Here is a 22,411-nt window from a genome sequence, read left to right on the forward strand (position 1 = left end):
TGGCTCCTTAACTCAGACTCGCCAGACCAAAGATCGGTGTAGAAGCCGCCGCCATATCGCGCTTCTCCATCAATCCGGCACTGCGTGCGGCCTGTCCCGCTTCTATCGCCAGACGGAAACCGTTCGCCATGCCAACCGGATCGCCGGCTTTCGCCACGGCAGTATTGAGCAGGATGCCATCGAAGCCCATTTCCATCGCCTGCGCGGCCTGCGATGGCGCACCGATACCGGCATCAATAATCAGCGGGATATCGCTGAACCACGCCCGCATCGCGCGCAATCCTTCGATATTGCGCAGACCCTGCCCGGAACCGATGGGTGCGCCCCACGGCATCAGCAGTTCGCAACCGGCTTCCAGCAGCTTCTCACCGACGATCAAATCTTCGGTGGTGTACGGGAAGACCTGAAAACCGTCCGCACACAGGATGCGTGCCGCTTCAACCAGCGCAAAAGGATCCGGCTGGAGCGTGTCGGCATGACCGATTACTTCTAGTTTGATCCACGAGGTATTGAACAGCTCACGTGCCATCTGCGCGGTGGTCACCGCTTCTTTCACCGTGTGACAACCCGCGGTATTCGGCAGCACGCGAATGTCCAGACCGGTCAGCAGTTCGCGAAAAGCCGCACCCGCCGCGCCTTCACGACGCAAACTGACGGTGATGATGTCCGTGCCGGAGGCGGCAATCGCCTGTTGCAGAATCGCCGGTGACGGATAGCCCGCGGTGCCGAGTAGAAAACGTGACTGGGGAGCGAAATCGTAAAACATGGTTCAACCTCCCTGCATCGGGGACAAGACTTCCAGCTGGCAGCCCTCTTCGAGTCGCTGGCTGCTGTACTGACTTTTGGGCACAAAGTTGCCGTTGAAAGCGCTGGCGACGCAGGCGGCATCAATTTGCTGTTCGATCAGCAATTCGCTGAGCGTGCTGGCCTCGGTGCGGATCGCTCGGCCGTTAAGCTGAATGTTCATAGGATTGTTCCCCGAAAAGGCGCTGCATCAACTGTTCTGCCATCATTGGCGCCAGCAGAAAACCGTGGCGATACATGCCATTAAGATAGAAGGTGTCGTTTTGATAGTGGATTTCCGGCAGGTTGGCCGGATAGGCAGGACGTAAACCGCTGCCGCTTTCCACCACGCGGGCTTCGGCAAGGGCAGGATGGATGGCGTAAGCCGCGCTGAGCAGTTCCATCATGGCGCGCGCGCTAATCGGGCTGGCATCGTCACTTTCCACCATGGTGGCACCGAGCATGAAATGGCCGTTACGGCGCGGCACCAGATAGCACGGAAAGCGCGGATGCAGCAGGCGAATTGGACGCGAGAACTGCACCTCATCGCTGTGCAGAATCACCATTTCACCACGCACCGCCCGCAGACGCGGAAGATCGGTTTTGGCATGCATGCCACGGCAATCAATCACCCGCCCCGAAGGTTGTTTTGCATCAAAACGCACGCCGCGCTGTAACAGCTTTTCGCGCATTTCGGTGAGCGCCAGGCGCGGGTCAAGATGTGCTTCCCCGGCAAAAAACAGGCCGCGCGCAAAACGCCCGGCCAGCAACGGTTCAATGTCACCGGGATCGACCCATTGGTGCTGTTCGGTCATGCGTGCGAAGCGAGTCAGTTCCTGGCTGTCGCGCGGTGGCGCCACCACCAGCGTTCCCTGATGCGCCACGCTGCTGACGCGCTGTTGCCACCAACCAGCGGCGTGTTGCCCGAGAGAGATCACTTCCTGGGGTGCACTTTCAGATTCGCACCAGGGTGCGAGCATGCCGCCAGCAAACCAGGAGGCGGGCTGGCGGGAATCGTCGCCAATGACGTCGACGTCTTCGCCGCGTTCAGCCAGCAGCGTTGCCACGCAGAGGCCTGCCACGCCGCAGCCTAATACTGTCCAGCGACTCACAGCAGGTTATCCAGGATATAAAGGGAATTCACATCGGCCTCTCAGTGTTGACTGAGACCCGCAGATACAGGAGGAGGGAAAGGGCGCGAGCGATCCTCTGCGCCAGACAACACCGGAGCGGTGCTGTCAGTCTTCCTACGCCAGTATCAACTGGGTCAGGTTCAAAGGGTCGCTAAGCCGCGCATTGCGCTTTTAGCCTCTCAGTCTCTTTGGCGAGACTCCCCCGACGCGTCTATTTGTATTGCAGGTGCAGGTCGCCGTCAAGCACGGATTGCCGAAGACAGCCGTCACGTCATCGCATAGCATTTATCGCTACGTGCACGTTCTGGATCGAAAACGTAACATATGGTATACAAAGGCATTATTGCTACTTTTCAAGCGCAAAGAAATTACAGGTGATGTTGGACTCATTATGAAAAATATTAGAATTGCCTTTATTAAAGCCGGTTGGCACAAAGAGATCGTGCACAATGCTTTGGTGGGTTTTGAGCAAGAATTAAAAGCACAGAATGTTGAAGCGGAATTAAAAGTGCTGGAAGTGCCGGGCGCATTTGAAATGCCGCTGCTGGCAAAACGCCTAGCGGAAACCGGCAAATACGACGCGATCGTTGCGGCTGCGCTGGTGGTGGATGGCGGTATCTATCGCCACGATTTCGTTGCTGCAGCAGTCGTTGATGGCCTGATGAACGTTCAGCTGACCACCAATGTTCCGGTGTTCTCCGTTTCGCTGACGCCACACAATTTCCAGCCGGTCGATGTGCTGGAAAACTTCTATACCGAACACTTTATTAAGAAAGGCAAAGAAGCCGCGCGTGCTGCGCTGGCCATTCATAATTTGTCGATCGATTAATTCTCTCTCAGGAACACTTCATTATTCGCAGTGAAGTGTTCTTGCTCTCAATAATACCTCCCTGCCCTTAAGAACAATATGTTCTACGCTATTTCGAAAATCGCATAAGCCACTTTCACTGCTCTCCTCTGCAACTTCAACTTACGTAAATTTTTGTCGTAAACAGCAAAAGGTGTACAAAAACACTTCACATTCATAGCATTCACTATAATGTATAGCACAGGCTATACTTCTCAGGGGATGACTATGTTGACCAGGCACGTTGTATCGGTTGTGATGCTTACGCTCGCGATGAGCACTTCGGCATTTGCTGCCGACAAACTCAAAGTGGTCACCACTTTCACGGTGATCGCAGACATGGCAAAAAACGTCGCGGGTGATGCCGCCGAAGTGACGTCTATTACCAAGCCCGGCGCAGAGATCCACGAATACCAACCTACCCCAGGCGATATCCGTCGCGCACAGGGCGCCGATCTGATCCTGGTAAACGGTTTTAATCTGGAGCAGTGGTTTAGCCGCTTTTACCAGCGCTTGAAAGGCGTGCCTGAAGTCACGGTGACCGAAGGCATTGAACCCTTAGGCATCACCGAAGGCCCTTACAACGGTAAACCCAACCCGCATGCCTGGATGTCACCAGACAATGCGCTGATTTACGTCGATAACATCCGCAAAGCACTGCAAAAATACGATCCCGCCAATGCCGCCGTTTACCAGGCCAATGCCGATCGCTATAAAGCGCAAATCCAGCAGACTCTGGCACCGATGCGCGCCGGGATCGAAAAATTGCCTGAAAACCAGCGCTGGCTGGTGACCAGTGAGGGCGCGTTTTCCTATCTGGCGCGTGATTTAGGTCTGAAAGAACTTTATCTGTGGCCGATCAATGCCGATCAGCAGGGCACGCCGCAACAGGTGCGCAAAGTGATCGATGCGGTCAGAACTCAAAACATTCCGACCATCTTTAGCGAAAGCACCATCTCCGCCAAACCGGCCCAACAGGTCGCGCGTGAAGCGGGTATTCACTACGGCGGCGTGCTGTATGTTGACTCTCTCAGCAATAGCGATGGGCCAGTTCCGACCTACCTTGACCTCCTTCGAGTGACCACAGACACCGTGGTAAAAGGCATCACCGCCGGGAGCCAAAAATGACCCTAAACGTGCAGGATGTTAGCGTCACCTACCGCAACGGTCACACTGCGCTGCGTCAGGCATCTTTCTCCGTGCCAGCGGGCAGCATCGCCGCGCTGGTGGGCGTCAACGGCTCGGGAAAATCGACGCTGTTTAAGGCCATTATGGGTTTTGTGCCACTCTCAACCGGTCTGGTCACGCTGGCGGAGATGCCCGCTAAGCGCGCGCTAAAACACAATATCGTCTCCTATGTGCCGCAGTCGGAAGAAGTGGACTGGAGCTTCCCGGTGCTGGTGGAAGATGTCGTGATGATGGGCCGCTACGGCTACATGAATATGCTGCGTATCCCGCGAGCCGAAGATAAACGCAGCGTGGATGAGGCGCTGGCACGCGTCGGGATGAGTGATTACCGCCATCGTCAGATTGGCGAACTCTCCGGCGGGCAGAAAAAACGTGTCTTCCTCGCACGGGCGCTGGCGCAGAGTGGGCAAATCATCCTGCTGGATGAGCCCTTTACCGGCGTCGATGTCAAAACTGAAGCGGCGATCATCACCCTGTTGCAGGAGTTGCGTGATGAGGGCCGTACCATGCTGGTCTCCACGCACGATCTCAACACCATCCCTGATTTTTGCGACCGCTGCGTGCTGGTCAAAAACACCGTGCTGGCGAGCGGCTTACTGCGCGACACCTTCACCGCCGCCAATCTGGCACGCACCTTTGACGGTGAGGTACAGCAGCGCAATGCCGCGTTGCTGCAAAAGATTGCCGCACGGCCGGGGGCGGATCATGTCGTGGATTATTGAGCCATTTGGCTATCAATACATGCTGAATGCGATGTGGATCGCCGCGCTGGTCGGGGCGATTTGCGCGTTTCTTTCCTGCTTTCTGATGCTGAAAGGCTGGTCGCTGATTGGTGATGCTCTGTCACATTCGATAGTGCCGGGTGTGGCTGGCGCGTACATGCTGGGGTTGCCCTTCTCACTTGGTGCCTTTCTCTCCGGCGGACTGGCGGCGGGCAGCATGCTGTTTCTCAACCAGCGCACACGCCTGAAAGAGGACGCGATCATCGGACTGATCTTCTCCTCCTTCTTCGGCATTGGGCTCTTTCTGGTGTCGCTCAATCCGACGTCGGTCAATATTCAAACCATCGTGCTCGGCAACATCCTCGCGGTGGCGCCCGCCGATATCTGGCAGCTCGGCACCATCGGCGTGGTGACACTGACGTTGTTGCTGCTGAAGTGGAAAGATTTGATGGTGACGTTCTTCGACGAAAGCCACGCGCGCGCGCTAGGACTGAATACCACCGGCTTGAAGATCCTGTTCTTTACCCTACTCGCCGCCTCCACCGTCGCCGCGTTGCAAACCGTCGGTGCCTTTATGGTGATTTGTCTGGTGGTGACGCCGGGTGCCACAGCTTATCTGCTCACCGACCGCTTCCCGCGTTTGTTGATGATTGCCGTGGCTATCGGCAGCATCACCAGTTTCCTCGGCGCGTGGAGCAGCTATTTCCTTGATGGTGCGACCGGCGGCGTGATTGTAGTGGCGCAAACTCTGGTGTTCCTGTTGGCGTTTGTGTTTGCGCCTAAACATGGCGTGCTGGCCGCGCGGCGACGCGCTCGTCTGGCACAGGAGATCAACGTCAATGAGTGAAATATTGCTGAGCCCTTTCGATTTCGAATTTATGAATATGGCGCTGATTATAACGCTGATTTTGTCACTGCCGTGCGCGATGCTGTCCGCATTTTTAGTGTTAAAAGGCTGGTCACTGCTCGGCGATGCCATGAGTCACGCGGTGTTTCCCGGCGTGGTGCTGGCGTGGTGGATCGGTTTTCCCTTTGCGATCGGCGCTTTTATCGCGGGCATGCTGTGCGCACTCGCCACCGGTTTTATCAGCCAGAACAGCCGCATCAAACCTGATACGGTGATGGGCATTGTGTTTTCGGGGATGTTCGGTGCCGGGCTGGTGCTCTATCTCAAGCTAAAACCGGAAGTCCATCTCGATCATATTTTGTTCGGCGATATGCTCGGTATTGGCTGGGCGGATATCGCGCAAACCGCCGCCATTGCGCTGCTGGTAGTTCTGGTGTTGAGTGTGAAATGGCGCGATCTGTTGCTGCATGCCTTTGACCCCCAACAGGCGCGCGCCTGCGGTATCAATGCAAATCTGATGCATTACGGGCTGCTGTGTTTGATTGCGCTAACCATCGTTGCCGCACTGAAATCGGTGGGAGTGATTTTGTCGATCGCCATGCTGATCGCCCCGGGAGCAATTGCGCTGTTGCTGGCGCGGCGGTTTTTAACGGTGATGCTGCTGGCGGTGCTGATTGCCACATTGACCGGATTGTGCGGCGTGTATGCCTCGTTCTTCCTTGATAGCGCGCCGGGACCGACCATTGTGGTGCTGTATAGCCTGCTGTTTGTGGTGACGTTTGTGGGTGTGAGCTGGCGCGATAGAGCGAATCGTCACGGCTTTGCGGATATCAAATAAAGTGATTCCGGGCCGCAAATCTTAAGGTTGGGCCATAAATTTAATCAATTGGGCCGATAATGAGTGAAATGGGCTGAAAACTATTTATAATGGGCCGTAAATGTTTAGGGTGGGCCATAAATATCGATATCTTGGGCCATTAACGTTCAATATGGGCCACAAATTTATCTGGTCTTAAGCCTTCAACGAGTGCAAAGCACGGGCCAGATAGGTTTCTGATTTATGGATTTTAAGCTAATCCCAGAGGCATACGATTTTGATCCAGCCAACCTCCCCAGATGATCTTTCAGACCTACAACACCGAATTCTCTCAACTATCGCAAGTGCCGAATCTTCGCTCAGTTCCGGTGATCTCGCAGGTCGGCTTGGTGTGGGCCGTTCAACGATCAAACGTCATATCGAAATTTTGCTTGGGCAAAGCAAAATTATCAGGCATGGCGTAGGACGAGGGACTCGGTATACCGCGCTGGCACCCTTGAACAAACTGCCCCAATCCGGTTCATCGGTGACGGATAAGACCCCTGAATATCATTCCTCTTCCCTTACTTCAGCTCAGTCATTGCTTCAACATTTAAACTTACCTCTGTCAGTAAGAGATATTTCCGGGTATGACCGTAGCTTCGTGGACAATTATATTCCGAACGAAACATTCCTCCTGCCCCAAACGCTAGCCTTGGCCTTGATGAATGAAGGAAAAATGGCAGGGCAACAGCCCGCTGGGACATACGCGCGAAAAGTTCTGGAGCAATTGCTCATTGATTTGTCCTGGTCATCTTCTCAACTTGAGGGAAACAGATATTCATTGCTGGCCACCGAAGAACTGTTCAAAAGTGGCGAGGCATTAAATGATTTAGATGCCGTCATGCTGCTTAACCATAAACAGGCAATAGAGTTTTTGGTCGATGCAGTCCCGGAATCAGGATTAACGGGGCCGGTAATCAGTAACCTGCATGCTTTGTTGATGCACGATTTACTGTCAAATCCTGACGAGTTGGGAGCGATCAGACGCAAAATAGTGAATATTTCGGGAACAACCTACACTCCACTACAGGCACCGTTCCTGTTACAAGAAATGTTCGACATTATTATCAAAAAAGGACGGCTGATTAATAATCCTGTGGAGTCAGCCTTTTTCCTGTGGGTCAATATCGCTTATTTGCAACCCTTTGAAGACGGAAATAAAAGAACCAGCAGGCTGGCCGCAAATATTCCGCTTATGATCTACAACAGCGCTCCACTCTCCTTTCTTGATGCTGATGTAACAAGCTATGCATACGCGATGATGGGAATCTATGAAAAACGTGACGTGACTTTAGCCGTTGAGTTGTTCGAACATTTATATCGTCGATCAATCAAACGCTATGCCGTCACACTGGAAGCCATGTGCGTTCCAGATCCATTTAGACTTCGTCACCGGGAAGATTTAAACACGACTATTCGCTTAATCGTTGCAGAGGGTAAGAATATTGAGTCTGCGATACAGATGATTGATCTTGTTCCTGAAGACAGAGAGCGATTCATGCAGCTTTTGCAGAATGAACTGCGCATATTGAGTACGTTAAATTGTGCCAGGTATCGTCTATCAATATCGCTAACGGAGCAGTGGATCCGTCAGGTGCGGCCAAGCTAGCAATTATTTTAAGTGAAACCGACAGACTGCGTTCACGCCCGTTATTGGCTAACCCGCTCCACGACGTTTGCACCGTGGCGCTGAACAACGCGGCGGGCAGTGAAAAATCCATCACAAAATATTGAGTAAAGAGACATTCTTGTTATCAACCATTTTGGCTTTGCCGGCCCAGAATCCGAGCAACATGATAATGAAGCTCGGAGCCAGAGCATGCAGAATCACGTAAGTCTTGACTGCTCCCCGCTCTAAAGGGCGAGGATTCCCACTTCAACGCAACCTACCTAAACCACATTAAGCGGCTTTAGGCTTTACAGTCGCTCCGTGGGCTAACGCGGTCAGCCCGACCGCTTTTATATTCTTCGCCGCGTTTACGTCACGGTCATGGTTAGCCTCACATTCAGGGCAAATCCATGACCTAACGTTAAGCGCCATTTTTGTCAGGGTATAGCCGCAACTGCTACAGCGTTTTGAGGACGGGAAAAACGGGTCAATTGCGACCACGGATCGCCCCGACCATTGGCCCTTATATTCAAGCTGGCGAACAAATTCGCCCCAGCTTGCATCTGCTATCGCTTTGGATAGTTTGGGATTGCGGATCATATTTTTCACTTTCAGGGATTCGACGCAAACAACTTGGTTATCGTTTATGAGTTTGCGGGATAGCTTGTGCAGGTTATCCATACGGCAATCAGCAATTTTCGCGTGGATGCGGGAGACTTTTGCACGTGCTTTGGCGCGATTCTTTGAGCCTTTTTTCTTCCTGCTCAATCGACGCTGTAGCAGCGCGAGGCGCTTCGCATATTTAGCGGTGTGGCGGGGATTGCCTGTTTTGAATCCGGTATCGGTGACGAACAAATCTGTTAAACCAACATCAATGCCGACCGTTTTAGCGGTGATCGGCAGTGATACAGGTTCAAACTCGCAGAGGCACGATACAAAATAGCGCCCAGCTGAATCTTTGGACACGGTGACGGTAGACGGCACGGACGGCAAAGGGCGACTCCAGCGCACGTCTAAAGGCGCTTTGCTCTTTGCCATAAACAACTTGCCATCACGATATTTAAACGCTGCATCGGTCAGCGTAGCCGCCTGTTTATGACGCTTGCTTCTGAAGGTGGGATATTTCGCCCGACCTGCAAAGAAGTTAGAAAAGGCGGCTTGTTGGTGGCGTAGCGCTTGCTGCAATGGAACGCTGGAAACGTCATTGAGCCATGCAAAATCTGGCTCTTTTTTGAGAGCGGTTAGTCGTGCGCTGGCTTGCGTGTAGCCGATCTTTTCCTGGCGGTCATAGTATGCGTCAGTGCGCCAGCGCAAGATGCTGTTATAGACAAAACGCACACACCCAAACGTTTGAGACAAAAGCTCAATCTGATCGGGTGTAGGGTAGAATCTGTATTTATATGCGCGTTTCATTCCTTACATATTACGGCGAATTATGTAAGAGGATCAAGAAATGTTACTCAGTTACCGCGCTTATATCCCCGCCCGATTGGGTGAGGTCTTACGCGCAAATTAATAAATCACCTGTTTCACGGCGTACAGCCCTTTACTGAAGGTTTTCGGGGCATGGTGGTCCGGCAAGCGGGCCAGTTCCGCAGCACGAGTGCAAAGTTGATCGCTGCTTGCTTCACCGCCCTGCATCGCCGCCGCGCTGACCAGTAAACCCAATGCCCTGATCGCGCCACGATGGGTATTCACCCCGTCGGTGGTAGCCATCATTTGACGCTCACCTTCGCGACCAAGGCGGCCCACGGTTTCGCGCAGTGCGATATCCACTGGACGCTGCCAGCACTGTTGCGCCAGCGCATAAAAGGTCGGCATCAGGTTCACTTCTTTGATCAGGCAATCGGTGGCGTGCTGAGAGAGATAGGCAATACTCTCTTCAGTCAGCACATGCGTCACGTCATCACCATATATCATCACCGGCGCCAGCGGCATTCCGGAATTTTTTGCCACTTCAATGGCATCGAGTTTCTCTACGAAGGTCGGTTTCACGCCTGCCTGGAAGGTTTCCACCATCCACTAATGCTGGCGTGTCTTCGGTACTCGCCCCGGTATAGAGATTGCCCTTGCGGTCGGCTTTGAAACCGGCGATCAGCGCAACATTGGGCGCGAGATCGACGAACAGACGGGAATAGAGCTCAATGTAAGTGTGAATCGCACCGATTTCCAGCTGATCGTCTTCCAGCAGCTGCGAAATGCGCAGACTTTGCGTGCCGGAGAAGGAGAAGTCGAGCTTACGAGCGATGCCCTTTTCGAAAATGTCGAGGTGTTCACTGCGGCCCACGCTCGGCATGATCATATGAAGATGGTGCACTTTTTGCGGATTGACCTCGGCCAGCATGCGCGAAAGGAAATCTGCCTGTTTTTGGTTGTTCCCTTCCAGCACGACCCGGTCGCCCGGCGAGATTAATTTTTCCAGCATCTCGACCATTTGATCGGTGGGTAATACTTTGCCCTGCACCGGCAACGACGCCTGCCGCCGTTGTTTCTCGGTACGGCGCTTATTCCACACCCGCGCCGTTTGTTGTCCTGATGACATGACTAACCTCCTGAATGAGCGAATCGCTTGATTACGTCAACGCAGGAAAGTGTGGTCTTAAGCGGTGATGGCATCAATCAACCTGAGGGTGGGATCGTTAGCCTGAGAGTAATGATTAGGCTGCTAGAAATTTGCGGTTGGTCAACGTTTCAAGGGGTAAATTGTGGGCAAAAAAATGGGCACCTATAAAAGATGCCCAGCGCATATCGAGACTAAACCTAAATTAAGTCTGATTATAGCGGCTTATGCGCCGTCTCTTTTGCCTTCCACAAGGCAAACAGCGTGAACAGCAGCGCCAGCGTGACATAAAGCGAAACCCACAAAGTGCTTCCCGTCTCTTTAAACAGCGTAGTGATGATCAACGGCGCGAAACCGCCCCCGACAATACCTGCAAGCGTGTAAGCCAGTGACGACCCGGCATAACGAACGTGGCTGGGGAACTGCTCAGTAACGAATGCGGCCTGTGGCCCATACATGATTGCGTGAATCAGCAGACCCCCTATCACCGCCAGCACAATCAGCACCGGCTGCGTGCTGTCTAATAACACGAAGAACGCGAACGACCAGATGATCGCTAACACTGCGCCAGTGATGTAAACCGGACGTCGTCCCCACTTATCCGACAGCGCACCAAACATTGGGACGGTGATCGCGTTCCCTATTGCGCCTAACATCGTAGCCATTAAAGCCAGCGGACGTGGCAGCTGTAATACGGTGGTGACGTAAGTCAGGGTAAACACCACCACCAGCGCGTACAGCACATCGGAACCGATACGCGAACCACCCGCAATCAGCAGCTGCTTAGGATATTTGACGAACACTTCTTTCAGTGGCGTATGCGTAGTTTTTTCCGCAGCCTGCATCGCGACAAAGGTGGGTGTTTCTTCCACGCCACGGCGTAACCACAACCCAAATATGACCAGCAGCAGACTCAGCAGGAACGGAATGCGCCAGCCCCATGCCTGGAACTGATCGGCGCTCATCATCACCGTCACCATCGTGATAAAACCGGTGCCAATCAATGTGCCGCAGGAAGGCCCAACCTGCGCAAAGGAGGCATTACGGCCTCGCTTGTCGGCATCGCCGTGCTCCATCGACAGTAAAACGGCACCCGCCCATTCACCGCCCAGCGCAATTCCCTGCACAAAACGCAGCGCGACCAACAACACCGGACTCCAGATGCCCCACACCGCATAGCCGGGCAGCAAACCCATCAAGGCAGTGGTGACGCCCATGATCACCAGCGTGATGATCAACACAGCTTTGCGCCCTGCGACATCCCCCAAATGTCCAAATACAAAACCACCCAGCGGTCGTGAAATGTAGCCCACTGCATAGGTTGAAAATGCCAGAATAGTGCCGACCAGCGGATCGAAGCTGGGGAAGAACACATGGTTAAATACCAGGGCCGCCATGATGTTGTAGACCGTGAAGTCATACCACTCTAGCGCGGTGCCGATAGAGCTGGCGGCAGCCAGACGCCCGGTTTTTGACGAAGTGCGCTTGTCACGCACCGTCTGCTGCAAAGAAGAGTCTGTGTTAGCCATGTGCCAACTCCTGTTTAGTTAACTGCCAGCTAAAGGCATAGCGTTGAACATCGCCGGTCATACATTCCGCCGCGTGTGAAGCCAGTTGGTCACAGCTTGATGCGTCACTACAGTGAATCAGTAGCATGGGTAGCATCTGACGCTGTTCTTTACTCTCCATCGGCAACGGAGAACTGAGTGCGACATCCGGAGTCAGCAGACTAGAAGCGATATAACCCGGTGTGAGGCCGATCTGCTGCTGCCAGGCGGTTAACACCTCAGCATCCAGCGCTTTCAACGTCACCACCGCCAGATGGTTGCCCGTTCCTTTGCCATGTTGATGGGTGACCGCGTTGACCCGACGCATTGGGTTCACCATCTTTTGCAGATTTTTCACTGACCATTCGGTCTGGCGCGTAAAGGCCGCGTGATAATCCGCGCTGGTGAAAGCCTCCAGCTCCTCGGTTTCGTATAAGCCAAGATATTTGCGCTCGGCATTGATTGCCTGATAGCGCGTTCCGCTCAGGAAGCCAGCGATCGCGACGCGCTCCTCTACATGTTCATGGTCATACCATTGGTTGAAGTCTGCTTCGTCTTCAGCGCCAATGTTGGTAGCAACAAACAGCATGCCGTGGGGTTGAGTCATCATCAGGATCTCCAGTTAAGGGCAGTTTCCACGGCGAGCGACCAGCTGATTAAGCGGGCGTCATCACCATGAACAGAAGCAAGGCTTAGGCCAACCGGTGCACAACCGGTTTGATGGCAGGGTAAAGAGAGCGCACAGCCGTCCAGCATGTTGATTACGCTGGTGTTACGCAGCATCAGCGCGTTGACTTCCATGTACTGCTGCGCATCTTCCAGTGAAGCGATGGTCGGCGCGATACGTGGAACGGTAGGCATCAGTAAGGCGTCAAAGTCGGCCAGTATGCTATTGACTCGCAGCTGCCACGCCTTGAGCTGTTGATGAAGTTCATTGGCATCTTGTTCCGTCAGCAAACTGCCGCGTTGCACACGCACCAACACTTGAGGATCGTAAGCTTCGGGTTGCGCCAGTGCGGTTTGTTGATGCCATTGCCATGCCTCGTATGCGGTAATACCGCCACGCGCATTCATGCTGTTCAACTCATCCAACTCTTCAAGCGGTAGTGCAACCAGGGTGGCACCGGCCTGTTCCAGTGCTTCGATGGCATTTTTCCAGGCCTGCGCAACGTCTTCGTCGAGTCCATCCAGCACGCGGGTCTGCGGAATGGCGAAACGAGCATTGCGCAACTCCACCTGCTGGAGTTCAAGCGGCTGTTCAGCGATGACGCTATCCAGCAGCCAGCAGCTGCGCACGTCATGGGCAATCACACCGATACTGTCGAGTGAGGCAGAGAGCGGTAACGTACCCACCTGATTGATGCGATTCGCGGTGGGTTTAAAGCCAGTCAAGCCGCACAGCGCAGCAGGAATACGCACCGAACCACCCGTGTCAGTGCCAATGGCGCCAAGACACATGCCGTCTACTACGGCAACGGCTGCACCTGAGGAAGAACCGCCTGGAATGCGTTTTTCTGCGCGCTGCCATGGATTGGCTGGGGTGCCGTAATGCGGATTGATGCCCAACCCAGAGAAGGCGAACTCCGTCATATTGGTTTTACCCACAATCGCGGCGCCTGCTTGATGTAAGCGATCGACCACGCTGGCATTCGCTGTCGCCGGTTTTGCATTTAGCAGCAAATGTGAGCCCGCCGTGGTGGGCTCGCCTTGCACATCAAACAGGTCTTTGATACTGACGGGTAGCCCATCAATGACACTTAGAGGCTGTTGGGTTCTCCAGCGCTCGCCTGCCGCGATGGCTTGCTGCGTAGCCTGTGCGGCATAGCGTGTGGTGAAAACCAGTTCCCCTTCCTTTGCCGGATCCTGCGCCGCGTGCAATGCCGATTCAGTGAAAACTTCAGGAGACGCATTTCCTGCCTGAAGCTGCTGACTAACTTCCCAGAGTGTGGTCATGAGCATGCTCCTTAAGCGACCACTGGCAACGCGCCAGTGCAGTAAGCGTGTTCAAGCGTGCGATTCAGGCGCGGGTCGTGCAGCGCCATGCGAAATTCGCTGGAAGGTCGAATACCGCCAATCGCACCCAGCGTGCCGCAGGACATCGCCAATCCTTCTTGTGCGGTGTTGCCGTTCAGATAGCGCGCCAGCAGATCTTGCGGCGTGAGTAACGAGGCCAGTGCGCCCTGCTGATAAACCACCCATTCGCCCTGCTCTTTAATCCACGAGGTGAGTTCCAGCACATCCCAATGTTCAACCACTTCACTCATGCGCCAGGCTTTGCTGGCAACCGGTTTGATACAGGCCTGTTTGGAGAGGGCGACGCTGAAGGTTTCCAGATAACGGTCGGTGTGATCAGAAGTCAGCGACACCCACCACTCGCCGCGATGAAAGAACACGAAGGGTTCTGCTTCACCTGAGGTTTCATTGCCGACCACCTCAAGCAGTGGCTGCTGGCTCAGTTGATTGGTCGCGACGCGATAAAACAGCGGCACTGCACCGGGAGCGGGCACGCCTAGCGCCTCCAGCTCCCTGATATGGTGCAACACCGCATCCGCATCACGTCCGGCCCAACCCGCGATAATAAAATGGGAAACTTCGACATCGAGCGTGGTAGCGGCTTCATCGCCTGTTGTGAACTGAAGGTGCATGTGATGATCTCCATTTGAAAAATCACTGTGAAATTTCACTGTGATTTCAAACTAGCGATTTTCATGCCAGATTTTTGTGTAATATGTCTCATAGGCAAAAAAAGGAACGTCGTGATGAGTGAGTCAGTTACTGAAAATGTGAACCCAGCCAGCAGGGAAAAAAGTCTTTCTTTGAATGAACAGGCTTATCTGGCGTTCAGGCACAAGCTCATCACCCTGCGCTACAAGCCGGGGGAATATTTAAATACCGCGCAGGTGATGGATGATTTGGCCATGGGCCGAACGCCGATCAATCAAGCGATTCATCGGCTGGCCACTGAAGGGTTGTTGCAGATTATCCCGCGTAAAGGCGTGATGGTGGCCCCCCTGTCGATTGATGATGCGCTTGAATTAATTGAGGTGCGACTGGTCAACGAAACCCTGTGCGTCGAGTTGGCCAGCCAGAAAGTGATCGATTCACACCTTCAACAGCTACGCGAACTGAACCAGCAAATCGCTCAGGCGAGCAAGTCACGCAGTCGTGAACAGATGATGCTGCTGGATCGTGAGTTTCACCAGGCGTTGGCCGATATCGCCGGAAACAGTCGGCTTTCAGATATTCTTAGCGTGATCCATGCGCAGGCACAGCGCTTCTGGGCGACAACGCTGTCTAACGTTGTCCATATGGATGAAGTGATTGCGGAACATGATGAGATTATTGAGGCGCTGGAGTCTGGGGATAAGCAACGCGCGGCCGATGCGGCCCGTGCTCATATTTTCTCGTTTAAACGCGCCCTACTTTCGACCTGATGTCTCCCGCAGTTTTCCACCCTGCCGCTTATATTTTGCGAGTAACCCAGCAACCGGATTGCGGCGACTGGGCGATGAAATGTTTACTGATGATCCTAACGGCGACTTGAAATTTTTCTGCTGTAAAAGCGCTTTTTCTTTTTACCACGAACTATGGCGTAAATCGAAAATGCCAACACGATGCATAATATAAAAACCAAAACCAGTTGTGACATGACCAGCCTTATTATTGCTTACAGACAATCCCTTTAGCGATATAGATCAGCGCACGCTCAGAGAATGAACTCCGAATATGCAGGCGCCTTTTGCAATAGGAAAAGTTGTTCTTTATTGTTGAGTAACTTCTGTTCATTAGCGTCGCAATGTCGGCGATATCCACGCCTAACGATTTCATATAGATGATTTGCAAGCTCTGCAACGATAATCTGACGGGCCGATTTTCATGCAAAATTACCGCGCTCATGACGTAGCACAAGAGTGCATCAGCCGCTGACCTTAATGAAACGAAATGAATTCGTGAATACACCTCATAGTTGTCTCTGTCCTGAGTAAGGACGAAAATATAGGCGTTTTCACCGTGTCTTTTTCGCAACGCAAACACATCACTTATTCTTGCTTCTAAGGACATGGAACAGGCATTGACGATAATAATGGTACTGTCGGTGGGTTGCTGTGGAAATCTCTCACGCATCAGGGCTGAAATACCGGCTACGGTAAATTGGCAATCTGAATACAGCACGAGCGACGTCGTTCCCAGATTAAGTACCCTGGCGTTAGTAAGTGGCATGCGAATACCCACGCAATGTTGCAATTAATTAGGTTTTTTCTGATTTACATTGGACTTAAGTCTCAAAAAAATCATACACCTTTCATATCATGCCGCGCAGGGTTATTTCATTTTGCTTGCGAGTTCTTTGCGAAATACTTACTCACCACCAATGATACAAGTCATTTAGCGTTTCAATATTCAAATAATTGGGGTTTTAAGGGGGCGAAACTTCGATAAATTTGAATGCAGTGAGTTTGGTACGCCAGTGTGAATGAACTTTATGTGCCACTCTATAATGTTGTTTACGGGAGCCAGAGTTGCGCTGCCCGTGGCAGCGCACCCTTTCACTTCACACTCATCAACCGGTCATCCGTCCCTGATTCACGCGGGGCTGACGGATTAATATCGCAGTTGCGCGGCAGCAGTGCCGTAATAATCCCCGCCACCACCAGCGAACCTGCCAGCCAACACACCGCCACATTCTGCCCGTATAACATCGTCATAATACCGACCAGATACGGCCCACAGAATCCGCCCAGATTGCCGAGTCCGTTAATCACGCCACGCGCACTGCCCGCCACTTCAGGTGCAGCAATGCGGCCGGGAATCGACCAGAACGGGCTGGTCGCCGCCTTCAGGAAGAATCCGCACACCACCAGAGCGATATAGGATGCGACGATATTGCTGTGAAGCACCACTGAAGCCAGCAAGGCGGCGGCGAAGCAAAACAGCGAGACCATCACCCACAGACGACGCTTGCCGGTGCGATCGCTAAGCCAGGAGATGGCATAGATACCAAAAATAGTGGCAACAAACGGCAGTGCCGCTAATAAGCCGACCCCTGCCATATTCGTGCCGGTGAGATTTTTCAGGATGCTCGGCAGCCACAGCGTGTAGCCGTAATCGCCCGTCTGATAGAAGAAGTTCAGTGCCACTAGCTTCATCAACCCCGAATTGCGGAATACCGCTTTCAGTGGCGCTTTGCTGACCGGTGCCGCGCGATGTTGTACCGCACGATCGCGCGCCAGTTCGCGCAACAAATACTCTTTTTCACGCGCGGGTAGCCAGCGCGCCTCTTCCGGACGATCGGCAATCACCAGCCACCATACCAGCAGCACCGCCGCAGAAAGCAAACCTTCGATAATGAACAGCCAGCGCCAGTCGAGCACGTTGATAATGTAGCCAGAGATCGGTGCGGTAAACATGCCGCCCAGCGGCGCAAACATCATCACGAAGGCGTTGGCACGTCCAAGTTCTTTTTCCGGGAACCAGTTGCTGACCATGGTAAGTACCACTGGCAGCATGCCGCCTTCGGAGATACCCAGCACAAAGCGCAGTGCCAGCAGTTGGTAGTGATTAGTGACGAAGCCAGTGGCAATTGACACCACCATCCAGGCGATCAGCGACCAGGCGATAAAACGTTTACCGCTGCCATTCACCGCGATGCGCCCGCCCGGCACCTGTAAGAACAGATAACCAATGAAGAAGATGCCACTGACCATACCGGCCATCTGACTGGTGATCGCCAGGTCCTGATCCATGCCGCCCGGCAGCGCGAAACTGATGTTTACGCGATCCATAAACGAGATGATGCAGGTAATTAAAATCGGGGCAATAACGCGATACCAACGTGTTCCGGGGATTTTCTCGTGCATAACGCCCTCTCTCTTTGCGCAACCATGCGTAAGCTCTATGGCTTCTTATTAAAGAGAGTTTGGTAATAATTATTGCGATCCTAATCACTGGGATGAATGTTAAGAAACTGTGTTACTTACGGCGTGATCGGAGAGGCACATTTTACGGGTTATGGAGCCATTAAGCGGGGCCATAGGGATTTTAACCGGGATGATTCATTAGGACTGGTGACTAAAATAGCGGGTGTAACCTGATGCCGTAACATGCCATGCAACAAGGTCGCCATATGAGGCGACCTTGCGGAGGTGGGTGCAGTTTGTAGTGTGCGCATCCATGCGCACCTGAAATCAGTCTGCGCGCTTACGGCGCATGATGCGCCACACGGCAATCCCCGCCAGTAGCACAATGATCGCGCCAATGATGCCCGGCAGCATCATGGGTTGCAGACGCGCCAACAGCGGTGGATGACCGCCCTTTCTCACCCACGCCACATCACCCGCAGTCACGGTGACCGCGGCATTACCGTAATGCGCTAACACGAAGTTGCTGATATCCGCGACCTGCTGGTCATTCAGCTTGTCGACATACGACGGCGAACTGAAGCCCGGCATCAACACCTGATGGTCAGCCGTGTCGCGCTGCACACCAAACAAAATGGCGGAGATCAGGTTGTTCGGATTATGCAGTCCTGTTGCCGTGTTGTGGAACAGCGATGGATAAGCCTGATTGGCACTGCCTGCGCCATCCGGCTGGTGACAGCTGGCGCAGTTGCCGCTGAATAACACGGCACCGTTATCCAGTGAGTGGTTGGCGTTATTAGGATTGCGCCCACGTATGCTGTTTTCCACATCATAAGGCGCGCCGTAACTGAATGCGGGTACGGTGTCACCTTCATCGCGAATCGGCGCGGTGCCTTTCAGATAGGTGGCGATAGCGTGCAGATCGCTGTCCGGCAGATACTGCAGGCTGTGCTCAACCGCTTCCGCCATACCGCCTGCCGCCTGATTCTTGCCGGGCGCGCGGCCGGTTTTCAGGTATTGCACCAACTCGTCATCGCTCCAGCCACCAATACCACTCACCTCATCCGAGGTGATGTTTGGCGCATACCAACTGCCCAGCGGTCCGCCCGCCAGTGGACGACCCTGCTGCTCCTGCATCATAAATCCGCGCGGCGTATGGCAGGTATTACAGTGTGCCAGTCCGTTCACCAGATAGTTACCGCGATTCCACTCCGCGCTTTTGCTGCCATCGTTCTGCCACATCTTGTCGTTGGCGAACATCATGTTCCAGAACCGCATGCTGAAACGCATGTTGAACGGGAACGGTAAATCGGTCTGCGGATTGTGCTGCGCTTGCGCTTTCACGCCATGCATCATGTAGTAATAAAGCGCGTGCAGATCGGCATCGGTCATCATGCTGTAGGAGGTATAAGGCATCGCCGGATAAAGCTGCGCGCCGTCCGCACGTACGCCGTGACGCACTGCCTCTGAGAACTGCGCTTCGCTATAGTTGCCGATGCCGCTGCTGTCGGGCGTGATGTTAGTGGCGTAAATAGTGCCCATCGGTGAGGCGATACCGTAGCCGCCGCTGTAGGCGGTTTTGCTGCCTGGCGCAGTGTGGCACGCCTGGCAGTCAGACGCCGTGGCAACCTGTTCACCTTGTCGCAGCAAATTCACATCCAACGTTTCCGCCTGCGCGCCAAAAGCCATCAGCGCGAATAGGCTACCTGCAAGCAGCGTTTTCATGCGAACTCCTTCATGCGCAGGCTGATGTCATGTGCCGCTTTCAGACCGAGCGCCGCCATGGTCAGCGTACTGTTGACCACGCTGGCGGAAGGGATCGCGCCACCGCCCGGCAACCACAGGTTTTCATGATCAAAGGCACGGCAGTTGCCATCCACTACCGCATCTTTGCCGCTTTTGCCCATGATCACGCCACCCATAATGTGATTATTGGCGTTCAGGCCTTTGCTGATAGCGAACTCTTTGCCGTTGAACAGCTTACCGATTTTCTCCAACTGCTCATGCGACACTTCCGCGCCCTTACGCACGTAATCGCCCACGTCGTAATAGATATCCGGGCATGCCAGTCCGTGTGGATCTTTGCGGGTTTTGCTCAGGGTGAGACGGTTTTCCGGATCCGGTAACGGTTCGAGGCTGATGGAGATATCGACGCTGTGCACTGAGCGATAACGAATCTCCTCATCCAGCGCTTTGCCGACCAGCCCCTTTTTCAGCGCCTGTTGTGTGGCTGCCACTACGCGCGAGATATTGTTTAAAATCATTTTGTTGGCCGAATAATCACGACGGAACTCGCCATCACGATAGCCCACCATACAGCTGCTCTGCGCCGGTCCGCGTCCCAGCCACACCGGTTCTTCGGTAAGGAACGAGCAGTGGAAACCGGAGTGATCCATCATGTTACGGCCGACCATATCGGAACCGTTAGCGATGCCGTTCGGATTGCCCCCATTAGCCGCCAGCAGCAGCAAGCGCGGGGTTTCAATGCCGTTACAGGCCAGTGCGAAGGCTTTACCGCTGGCTTTGTGCGAGGCGCCAGAGGCATCTTTCCAGTGCACGGCGGTGATGCGGTTATTGCCGTCGGTATCGATTTTGTAAACCACCGCTTCGGCCAGCACCACTGCGCCATTACGCTCGGCGCGTTCGATGTGGTGGATACCGTTATACATCGCGCCAATTGGGCAGATCGGTTGGCAGTTGTTGTTGCCACAACAGGTAGGACGCCCCTCCCACGGACGCGTGCTGCGCCCCTGGGGGATCGGCACCAGGTTGTAACCGTGCGGATTCACCACGCTGGCGAAGTAATTATCCCCGTGAGCAAACGGCACCATATCCATCGGATACGGTTGGCTGCGTTCGACCGGCGACTGCATATGCGGATCGTTCGGCCCCGCCACGCCAATCTCGTTTTCGGCACGGCAATACCACGGCTCCAGCTCGTCATAGCTGATTGGCCAGTCACGTCCCACACCGTATTTTGATTCCATTACAAAATCGCTCGGGTGATGACGCCAGCACGATGCCGCCCAGTGCCAGGTGGTGCCGCCGACCGTGCGCAGATAACCCTGTTGGAAGCTGGATGCGTTAGGACCCGTGACATTGACATAGTTGTTCGGCGGGAAGTAGAGCGGCGCGGGCGCAAATTTGGACTGCGGATACAGCCCCTGAAAATCTGAACCTGCGCGATTGGCAAACGGCATATTGCGCCAGTTTTCCACCGCCTGTGCGCGATCAATACGTAAACCTGCTTCCAGTACCAGCACCGAGTAGCCCTGACTGACGAGTTCGTTCGCCATCAATCCACCGACCACACCTGAGCCCACAATCACAATGTCTGCGGAGGCATCACCCTGCGCAGTAAAAGTTGGTTTTTTCATGATTTTTTCATCGTTTTAGTTATCGGAAATTACAGCTGTTCGAGATGACCGTCGTGCTCATCCGGCACCGGAGCCGTCCACCAAATTGGGCCGTTGCCGCAGTACGTCGGCACCACCAAACCATCGCTAACCGTCTGGTACATCAGCGCCTGTTTGTAAGCCACCAGCGTGCCGTGGTAGTCATCCCCGACCGTGCCGGTGTACCAGGCTGTGACGATTTGATAGAGGAAATCATGCAGCCCGGCGCTGCTGGCTTTAGCCAGGAAATCCTGGGCGGTGATTTGTGGCGTTATCAGCGCATCGAGTTGCGCAACACGTGCCACAAATTGCGCGTCACGCTGCGACAGAACCTCGTAAAAGCGGGCGGCAAGTGCTACATCCAGATGCTTATGCTCGGTGATTGCCTGCGAGATGCGAACAAACTGTTTCACTGCGTCGCTGGCGTGAATCACGCTGGCCGCAAACGCCCGCCCAGGCAGGGCTGCGACCGCGCCAGTAACGGTTAATCCGAGTGTGGCAAGCAGGAACTCCCTGCGAGTGGAACCGGTTCCATTTTTGATTACAGAAACGGTTTCGGGTGCAAAATGTCGTTTCATGGGGTTACCTGATGCTGAGACAAAAGAGGAGAAAGCCAAACGGCGCTATCCTAACGATTTCGTTGCAAAACTGTTATCAGGATTTGAACGAAATCCCATTAAAGGGTGTGGATTTAGCTCTAAATGATAATTTAGGTCAAAAATTGTTGGGTTTAGGATAGTTGCGAGGGTGGATAGAAAATGGGTAAATTTTATTCAATCACTGAGGATCAAAGTCAATTTCAGCAACACTGGGCATAGCAAGTGCATCCTGAATATTGCGTCGCTTACCGATTAAATTTTTTTTTAACCTGGATTGTCATTGGAACCTGTGTTGCTTCTGTACCCTCAATGATATGCACAAGGCGTTCTTCAGCCTGTTTCTTAGCAGCAGATTTTTTTTGATTGGGTAAACAACCTGTAATAGTCAATATTCCCATCCCCCCTCCTGTTTTAGTGAAGACTTGAATGTTTGAGATGTCAGTGATTCATCTTATCAGCACTTC

General features: G+C 53.6%; 21 protein-coding genes, 4 pseudogenes and 1 riboswitch. Of the genes and pseudogenes, 7 read left to right on the forward strand and 18 right to left on the reverse strand.

What is annotated here, in order from left to right:
• Positions 1-7: 7 nt before the first annotated feature.
• Genes ACXI0A_RS23510 through ACXI0A_RS23520 form a run of 3 tightly spaced genes read right to left on the reverse strand, consistent with a single transcriptional unit; the run spans position 8 to position 1,895 of the window.
• Positions 8-766, reverse strand: coding sequence for a thiazole synthase (locus ACXI0A_RS23510; RefSeq protein ID WP_100703131.1), 759 nt, complete (start codon positions 764-766; stop codon positions 8-10).
• A gap of 3 nt (positions 767-769) precedes the next feature.
• Complete coding sequence (gene thiS / locus ACXI0A_RS23515) at positions 770-967, reverse strand: sulfur carrier protein ThiS (protein WP_476146753.1); 198 nt, start codon at positions 965-967, stop codon at positions 770-772.
• Positions 951-1,895, reverse strand: a complete 945-nt coding sequence (locus tag ACXI0A_RS23520; protein ID WP_476146751.1) for an FAD-dependent oxidoreductase — start codon at positions 1,893-1,895, stop codon at positions 951-953. Before ACXI0A_RS23520 ends, thiS begins: the two co-directional genes overlap by 17 nt.
• A 115-nt stretch (positions 1,896-2,010) precedes the next feature.
• A riboswitch (TPP riboswitch) is annotated at positions 2,011-2,130 on the reverse strand.
• Positions 2,131-2,307: 177 nt separating this feature from the next.
• Here ACXI0A_RS23520 and ACXI0A_RS23525 point away from each other — a divergent pair.
• The 6 genes from ACXI0A_RS23525 to ACXI0A_RS23550 all read left to right on the forward strand — a co-directional run bounded on the left by ACXI0A_RS23525 (position 2,308) and on the right by ACXI0A_RS23550 (position 7,988).
• On the forward strand, positions 2,308-2,745 hold the full coding sequence (locus ACXI0A_RS23525) for a 6,7-dimethyl-8-ribityllumazine synthase (RefSeq protein ID WP_034830445.1): 438 nt from the start codon (positions 2,308-2,310) through the stop codon (positions 2,743-2,745).
• Between the two features lie 276 nt (positions 2,746-3,021).
• Positions 3,022-3,891: a metal ABC transporter solute-binding protein, Zn/Mn family gene (locus tag ACXI0A_RS23530; protein WP_476147150.1), complete on the forward strand. Its 870-nt coding sequence runs from the start codon at positions 3,022-3,024 to the stop codon at positions 3,889-3,891.
• Positions 3,888-4,673, forward strand: a complete 786-nt coding sequence (locus ACXI0A_RS23535; RefSeq protein ID WP_476146749.1) for a manganese/iron ABC transporter ATP-binding protein — start codon at positions 3,888-3,890, stop codon at positions 4,671-4,673. The genes ACXI0A_RS23530 and ACXI0A_RS23535 overlap by 4 nt, the downstream gene beginning before the upstream one ends.
• On the forward strand, positions 4,657-5,520 hold the full coding sequence (gene sitC, locus ACXI0A_RS23540) for an iron/manganese ABC transporter permease subunit SitC (protein ID WP_476146747.1): 864 nt from the start codon (positions 4,657-4,659) through the stop codon (positions 5,518-5,520). Before ACXI0A_RS23535 ends, sitC begins: the two co-directional genes overlap by 17 nt.
• Positions 5,513-6,358, forward strand: a complete 846-nt coding sequence (locus ACXI0A_RS23545; RefSeq protein WP_476146745.1) for an iron chelate uptake ABC transporter family permease subunit — start codon at positions 5,513-5,515, stop codon at positions 6,356-6,358. Before sitC ends, ACXI0A_RS23545 begins: the two co-directional genes overlap by 8 nt.
• Before the next feature lie 256 nt (positions 6,359-6,614).
• Positions 6,615-7,988: a Fic family protein gene (locus tag ACXI0A_RS23550; RefSeq protein ID WP_476146743.1), complete on the forward strand. Its 1,374-nt coding sequence runs from the start codon at positions 6,615-6,617 to the stop codon at positions 7,986-7,988.
• Between the two features lie 49 nt (positions 7,989-8,037).
• On the opposite strand, the pseudogene ACXI0A_RS23555 reads toward ACXI0A_RS23550, so the two are convergent.
• The 9 genes and pseudogenes from ACXI0A_RS23555 to ACXI0A_RS23595 all read right to left on the reverse strand — a co-directional run.
• Positions 8,038-8,174, reverse strand: a pseudogene (locus ACXI0A_RS23555) (AEC family transporter); the annotation flags it as partial.
• 105 nt (positions 8,175-8,279) lie between these two features.
• Positions 8,280-9,401 (reverse strand): RNA-guided endonuclease InsQ/TnpB family protein, encoded by a 1,122-nt coding sequence (locus ACXI0A_RS23560; RefSeq protein ID WP_224932658.1) that lies wholly within the window; start codon positions 9,399-9,401, stop codon positions 8,280-8,282.
• 111 nt (positions 9,402-9,512) lie between these two features.
• Positions 9,513-9,908 (reverse strand): annotated as a pseudogene (locus ACXI0A_RS23565) (triphosphoribosyl-dephospho-CoA synthase); the annotation flags it as partial.
• A pseudogene (locus tag ACXI0A_RS23570) lies at positions 9,903-10,007 on the reverse strand (malonate decarboxylase subunit alpha); the annotation flags it as partial. The pseudogenes ACXI0A_RS23565 and ACXI0A_RS23570, both read right to left, overlap by 6 nt.
• A pseudogene (locus ACXI0A_RS23575) lies at positions 10,006-10,530 on the reverse strand (malonate decarboxylase subunit alpha); the annotation flags it as partial. The pseudogenes ACXI0A_RS23575 and ACXI0A_RS23570, both read right to left, overlap by 2 nt.
• A gap of 233 nt (positions 10,531-10,763) precedes the next feature.
• The gene (locus tag ACXI0A_RS23580) at positions 10,764-12,077 is read right to left on the reverse strand and encodes an MFS transporter (protein WP_476146741.1); all 1,314 of its coding nucleotides are present in this window, start codon (positions 12,075-12,077) and stop codon (positions 10,764-10,766) included.
• Entirely contained in the window at positions 12,070-12,705 is a 636-nt protein-coding gene (locus ACXI0A_RS23585; RefSeq protein ID WP_476146739.1) for a hypothetical protein, read from the reverse strand. The genes ACXI0A_RS23580 and ACXI0A_RS23585 overlap by 8 nt, the downstream gene beginning before the upstream one ends.
• On the reverse strand, positions 12,705-14,048 hold the full coding sequence (locus tag ACXI0A_RS23590) for an amidase (RefSeq protein ID WP_476146737.1): 1,344 nt from the start codon (positions 14,046-14,048) through the stop codon (positions 12,705-12,707). The genes ACXI0A_RS23585 and ACXI0A_RS23590 overlap by 1 nt, the downstream gene beginning before the upstream one ends.
• 11 nt (positions 14,049-14,059) lie before the next feature.
• Entirely contained in the window at positions 14,060-14,740 is a 681-nt protein-coding gene (locus ACXI0A_RS23595; protein ID WP_476146735.1) for a DUF2848 family protein, read from the reverse strand.
• Positions 14,741-14,854: 114 nt separating this feature from the next.
• On the opposite strand from ACXI0A_RS23595, the gene ACXI0A_RS23600 reads away from it, so the two are divergent.
• Positions 14,855-15,529 (forward strand): GntR family transcriptional regulator, encoded by a 675-nt coding sequence (locus ACXI0A_RS23600; protein ID WP_224932663.1) that lies wholly within the window; start codon positions 14,855-14,857, stop codon positions 15,527-15,529.
• Positions 15,530-15,755: 226 nt separating this feature from the next.
• Here the strand turns inward: ACXI0A_RS23600 and ACXI0A_RS23605 are convergent, their stop codons facing one another.
• From ACXI0A_RS23605 to ACXI0A_RS23630, 6 genes are all read right to left on the reverse strand, one after another.
• Positions 15,756-16,316: a hypothetical protein gene (locus ACXI0A_RS23605; RefSeq protein WP_476146733.1), complete on the reverse strand. Its 561-nt coding sequence runs from the start codon at positions 16,314-16,316 to the stop codon at positions 15,756-15,758.
• Positions 16,317-16,642: 326 nt separating this feature from the next.
• A complete protein-coding gene (locus ACXI0A_RS23610; protein WP_476146731.1) occupies positions 16,643-17,953 on the reverse strand; it encodes an MFS transporter in 1,311 nt (436 codons plus the stop codon).
• Between the two features lie 327 nt (positions 17,954-18,280).
• A complete protein-coding gene (locus ACXI0A_RS23615; RefSeq protein WP_476146729.1) occupies positions 18,281-19,678 on the reverse strand; it encodes a c-type cytochrome in 1,398 nt (465 codons plus the stop codon).
• Positions 19,675-21,330, reverse strand: a complete 1,656-nt coding sequence (locus ACXI0A_RS23620) for a GMC oxidoreductase (protein WP_476146727.1) — start codon at positions 21,328-21,330, stop codon at positions 19,675-19,677. The genes ACXI0A_RS23615 and ACXI0A_RS23620 overlap by 4 nt, the downstream gene beginning before the upstream one ends.
• Before the next feature lie 29 nt (positions 21,331-21,359).
• Positions 21,360-21,926: a sugar dehydrogenase complex small subunit gene (locus ACXI0A_RS23625; RefSeq protein ID WP_476146725.1), complete on the reverse strand. Its 567-nt coding sequence runs from the start codon at positions 21,924-21,926 to the stop codon at positions 21,360-21,362.
• Between the two features lie 266 nt (positions 21,927-22,192).
• Positions 22,193-22,345 carry a hypothetical protein gene (locus ACXI0A_RS23630; RefSeq protein WP_476146723.1) on the reverse strand — a complete coding sequence of 51 codons (153 nt, stop codon included), beginning with the start codon at positions 22,343-22,345 and terminating at the stop codon, positions 22,193-22,195.
• Positions 22,346-22,411 lie beyond the last annotated feature (66 nt).

Source organism: Pantoea sp. C1E2, from assembly GCF_056491465.1.

Coding starts and splice junctions, on each gene's coding strand:
- ACXI0A_RS23620 (WP_476146727.1), bottom strand. CDS start 21,330: ATGAAAAAACCAACTTTTACTGCGCAGGGTGATGCCTCCGCAGACATT.
- ACXI0A_RS23545 (WP_476146745.1), top strand. CDS start 5,513: ATGAGTGAAATATTGCTGAGCCCTTTCGATTTCGAATTTATGAATATG.
- ACXI0A_RS23605 (WP_476146733.1), bottom strand. CDS start 16,316: ATGCCACTTACTAACGCCAGGGTACTTAATCTGGGAACGACGTCGCTC.
- sitC (WP_476146747.1), top strand. CDS start 4,657: ATGTCGTGGATTATTGAGCCATTTGGCTATCAATACATGCTGAATGCG.
- ACXI0A_RS23600 (WP_224932663.1), top strand. CDS start 14,855: ATGAGTGAGTCAGTTACTGAAAATGTGAACCCAGCCAGCAGGGAAAAA.
- ACXI0A_RS23615 (WP_476146729.1), bottom strand. CDS start 19,678: ATGAAAACGCTGCTTGCAGGTAGCCTATTCGCGCTGATGGCTTTTGGC.
- ACXI0A_RS23580 (WP_476146741.1), bottom strand. CDS start 12,077: ATGGCTAACACAGACTCTTCTTTGCAGCAGACGGTGCGTGACAAGCGC.
- ACXI0A_RS23610 (WP_476146731.1), bottom strand. CDS start 17,953: ATGCACGAGAAAATCCCCGGAACACGTTGGTATCGCGTTATTGCCCCG.
- ACXI0A_RS23535 (WP_476146749.1), top strand. CDS start 3,888: ATGACCCTAAACGTGCAGGATGTTAGCGTCACCTACCGCAACGGTCAC.
- ACXI0A_RS23525 (WP_034830445.1), top strand. CDS start 2,308: ATGAAAAATATTAGAATTGCCTTTATTAAAGCCGGTTGGCACAAAGAG.
- ACXI0A_RS23625 (WP_476146725.1), bottom strand. CDS start 21,926: ATGAAACGACATTTTGCACCCGAAACCGTTTCTGTAATCAAAAATGGA.
- ACXI0A_RS23595 (WP_476146735.1), bottom strand. CDS start 14,740: ATGCACCTTCAGTTCACAACAGGCGATGAAGCCGCTACCACGCTCGAT.
- thiS (WP_476146753.1), bottom strand. CDS start 967: ATGAACATTCAGCTTAACGGCCGAGCGATCCGCACCGAGGCCAGCACG.
- ACXI0A_RS23530 (WP_476147150.1), top strand. CDS start 3,022: ATGCTTACGCTCGCGATGAGCACTTCGGCATTTGCTGCCGACAAACTC.
- ACXI0A_RS23630 (WP_476146723.1), bottom strand. CDS start 22,345: ATGGGAATATTGACTATTACAGGTTGTTTACCCAATCAAAAAAAATCT.
- ACXI0A_RS23560 (WP_224932658.1), bottom strand. CDS start 9,401: ATGAAACGCGCATATAAATACAGATTCTACCCTACACCCGATCAGATT.
- ACXI0A_RS23510 (WP_100703131.1), bottom strand. CDS start 766: ATGTTTTACGATTTCGCTCCCCAGTCACGTTTTCTACTCGGCACCGCG.
- ACXI0A_RS23585 (WP_476146739.1), bottom strand. CDS start 12,705: ATGATGACTCAACCCCACGGCATGCTGTTTGTTGCTACCAACATTGGC.
- ACXI0A_RS23590 (WP_476146737.1), bottom strand. CDS start 14,048: ATGACCACACTCTGGGAAGTTAGTCAGCAGCTTCAGGCAGGAAATGCG.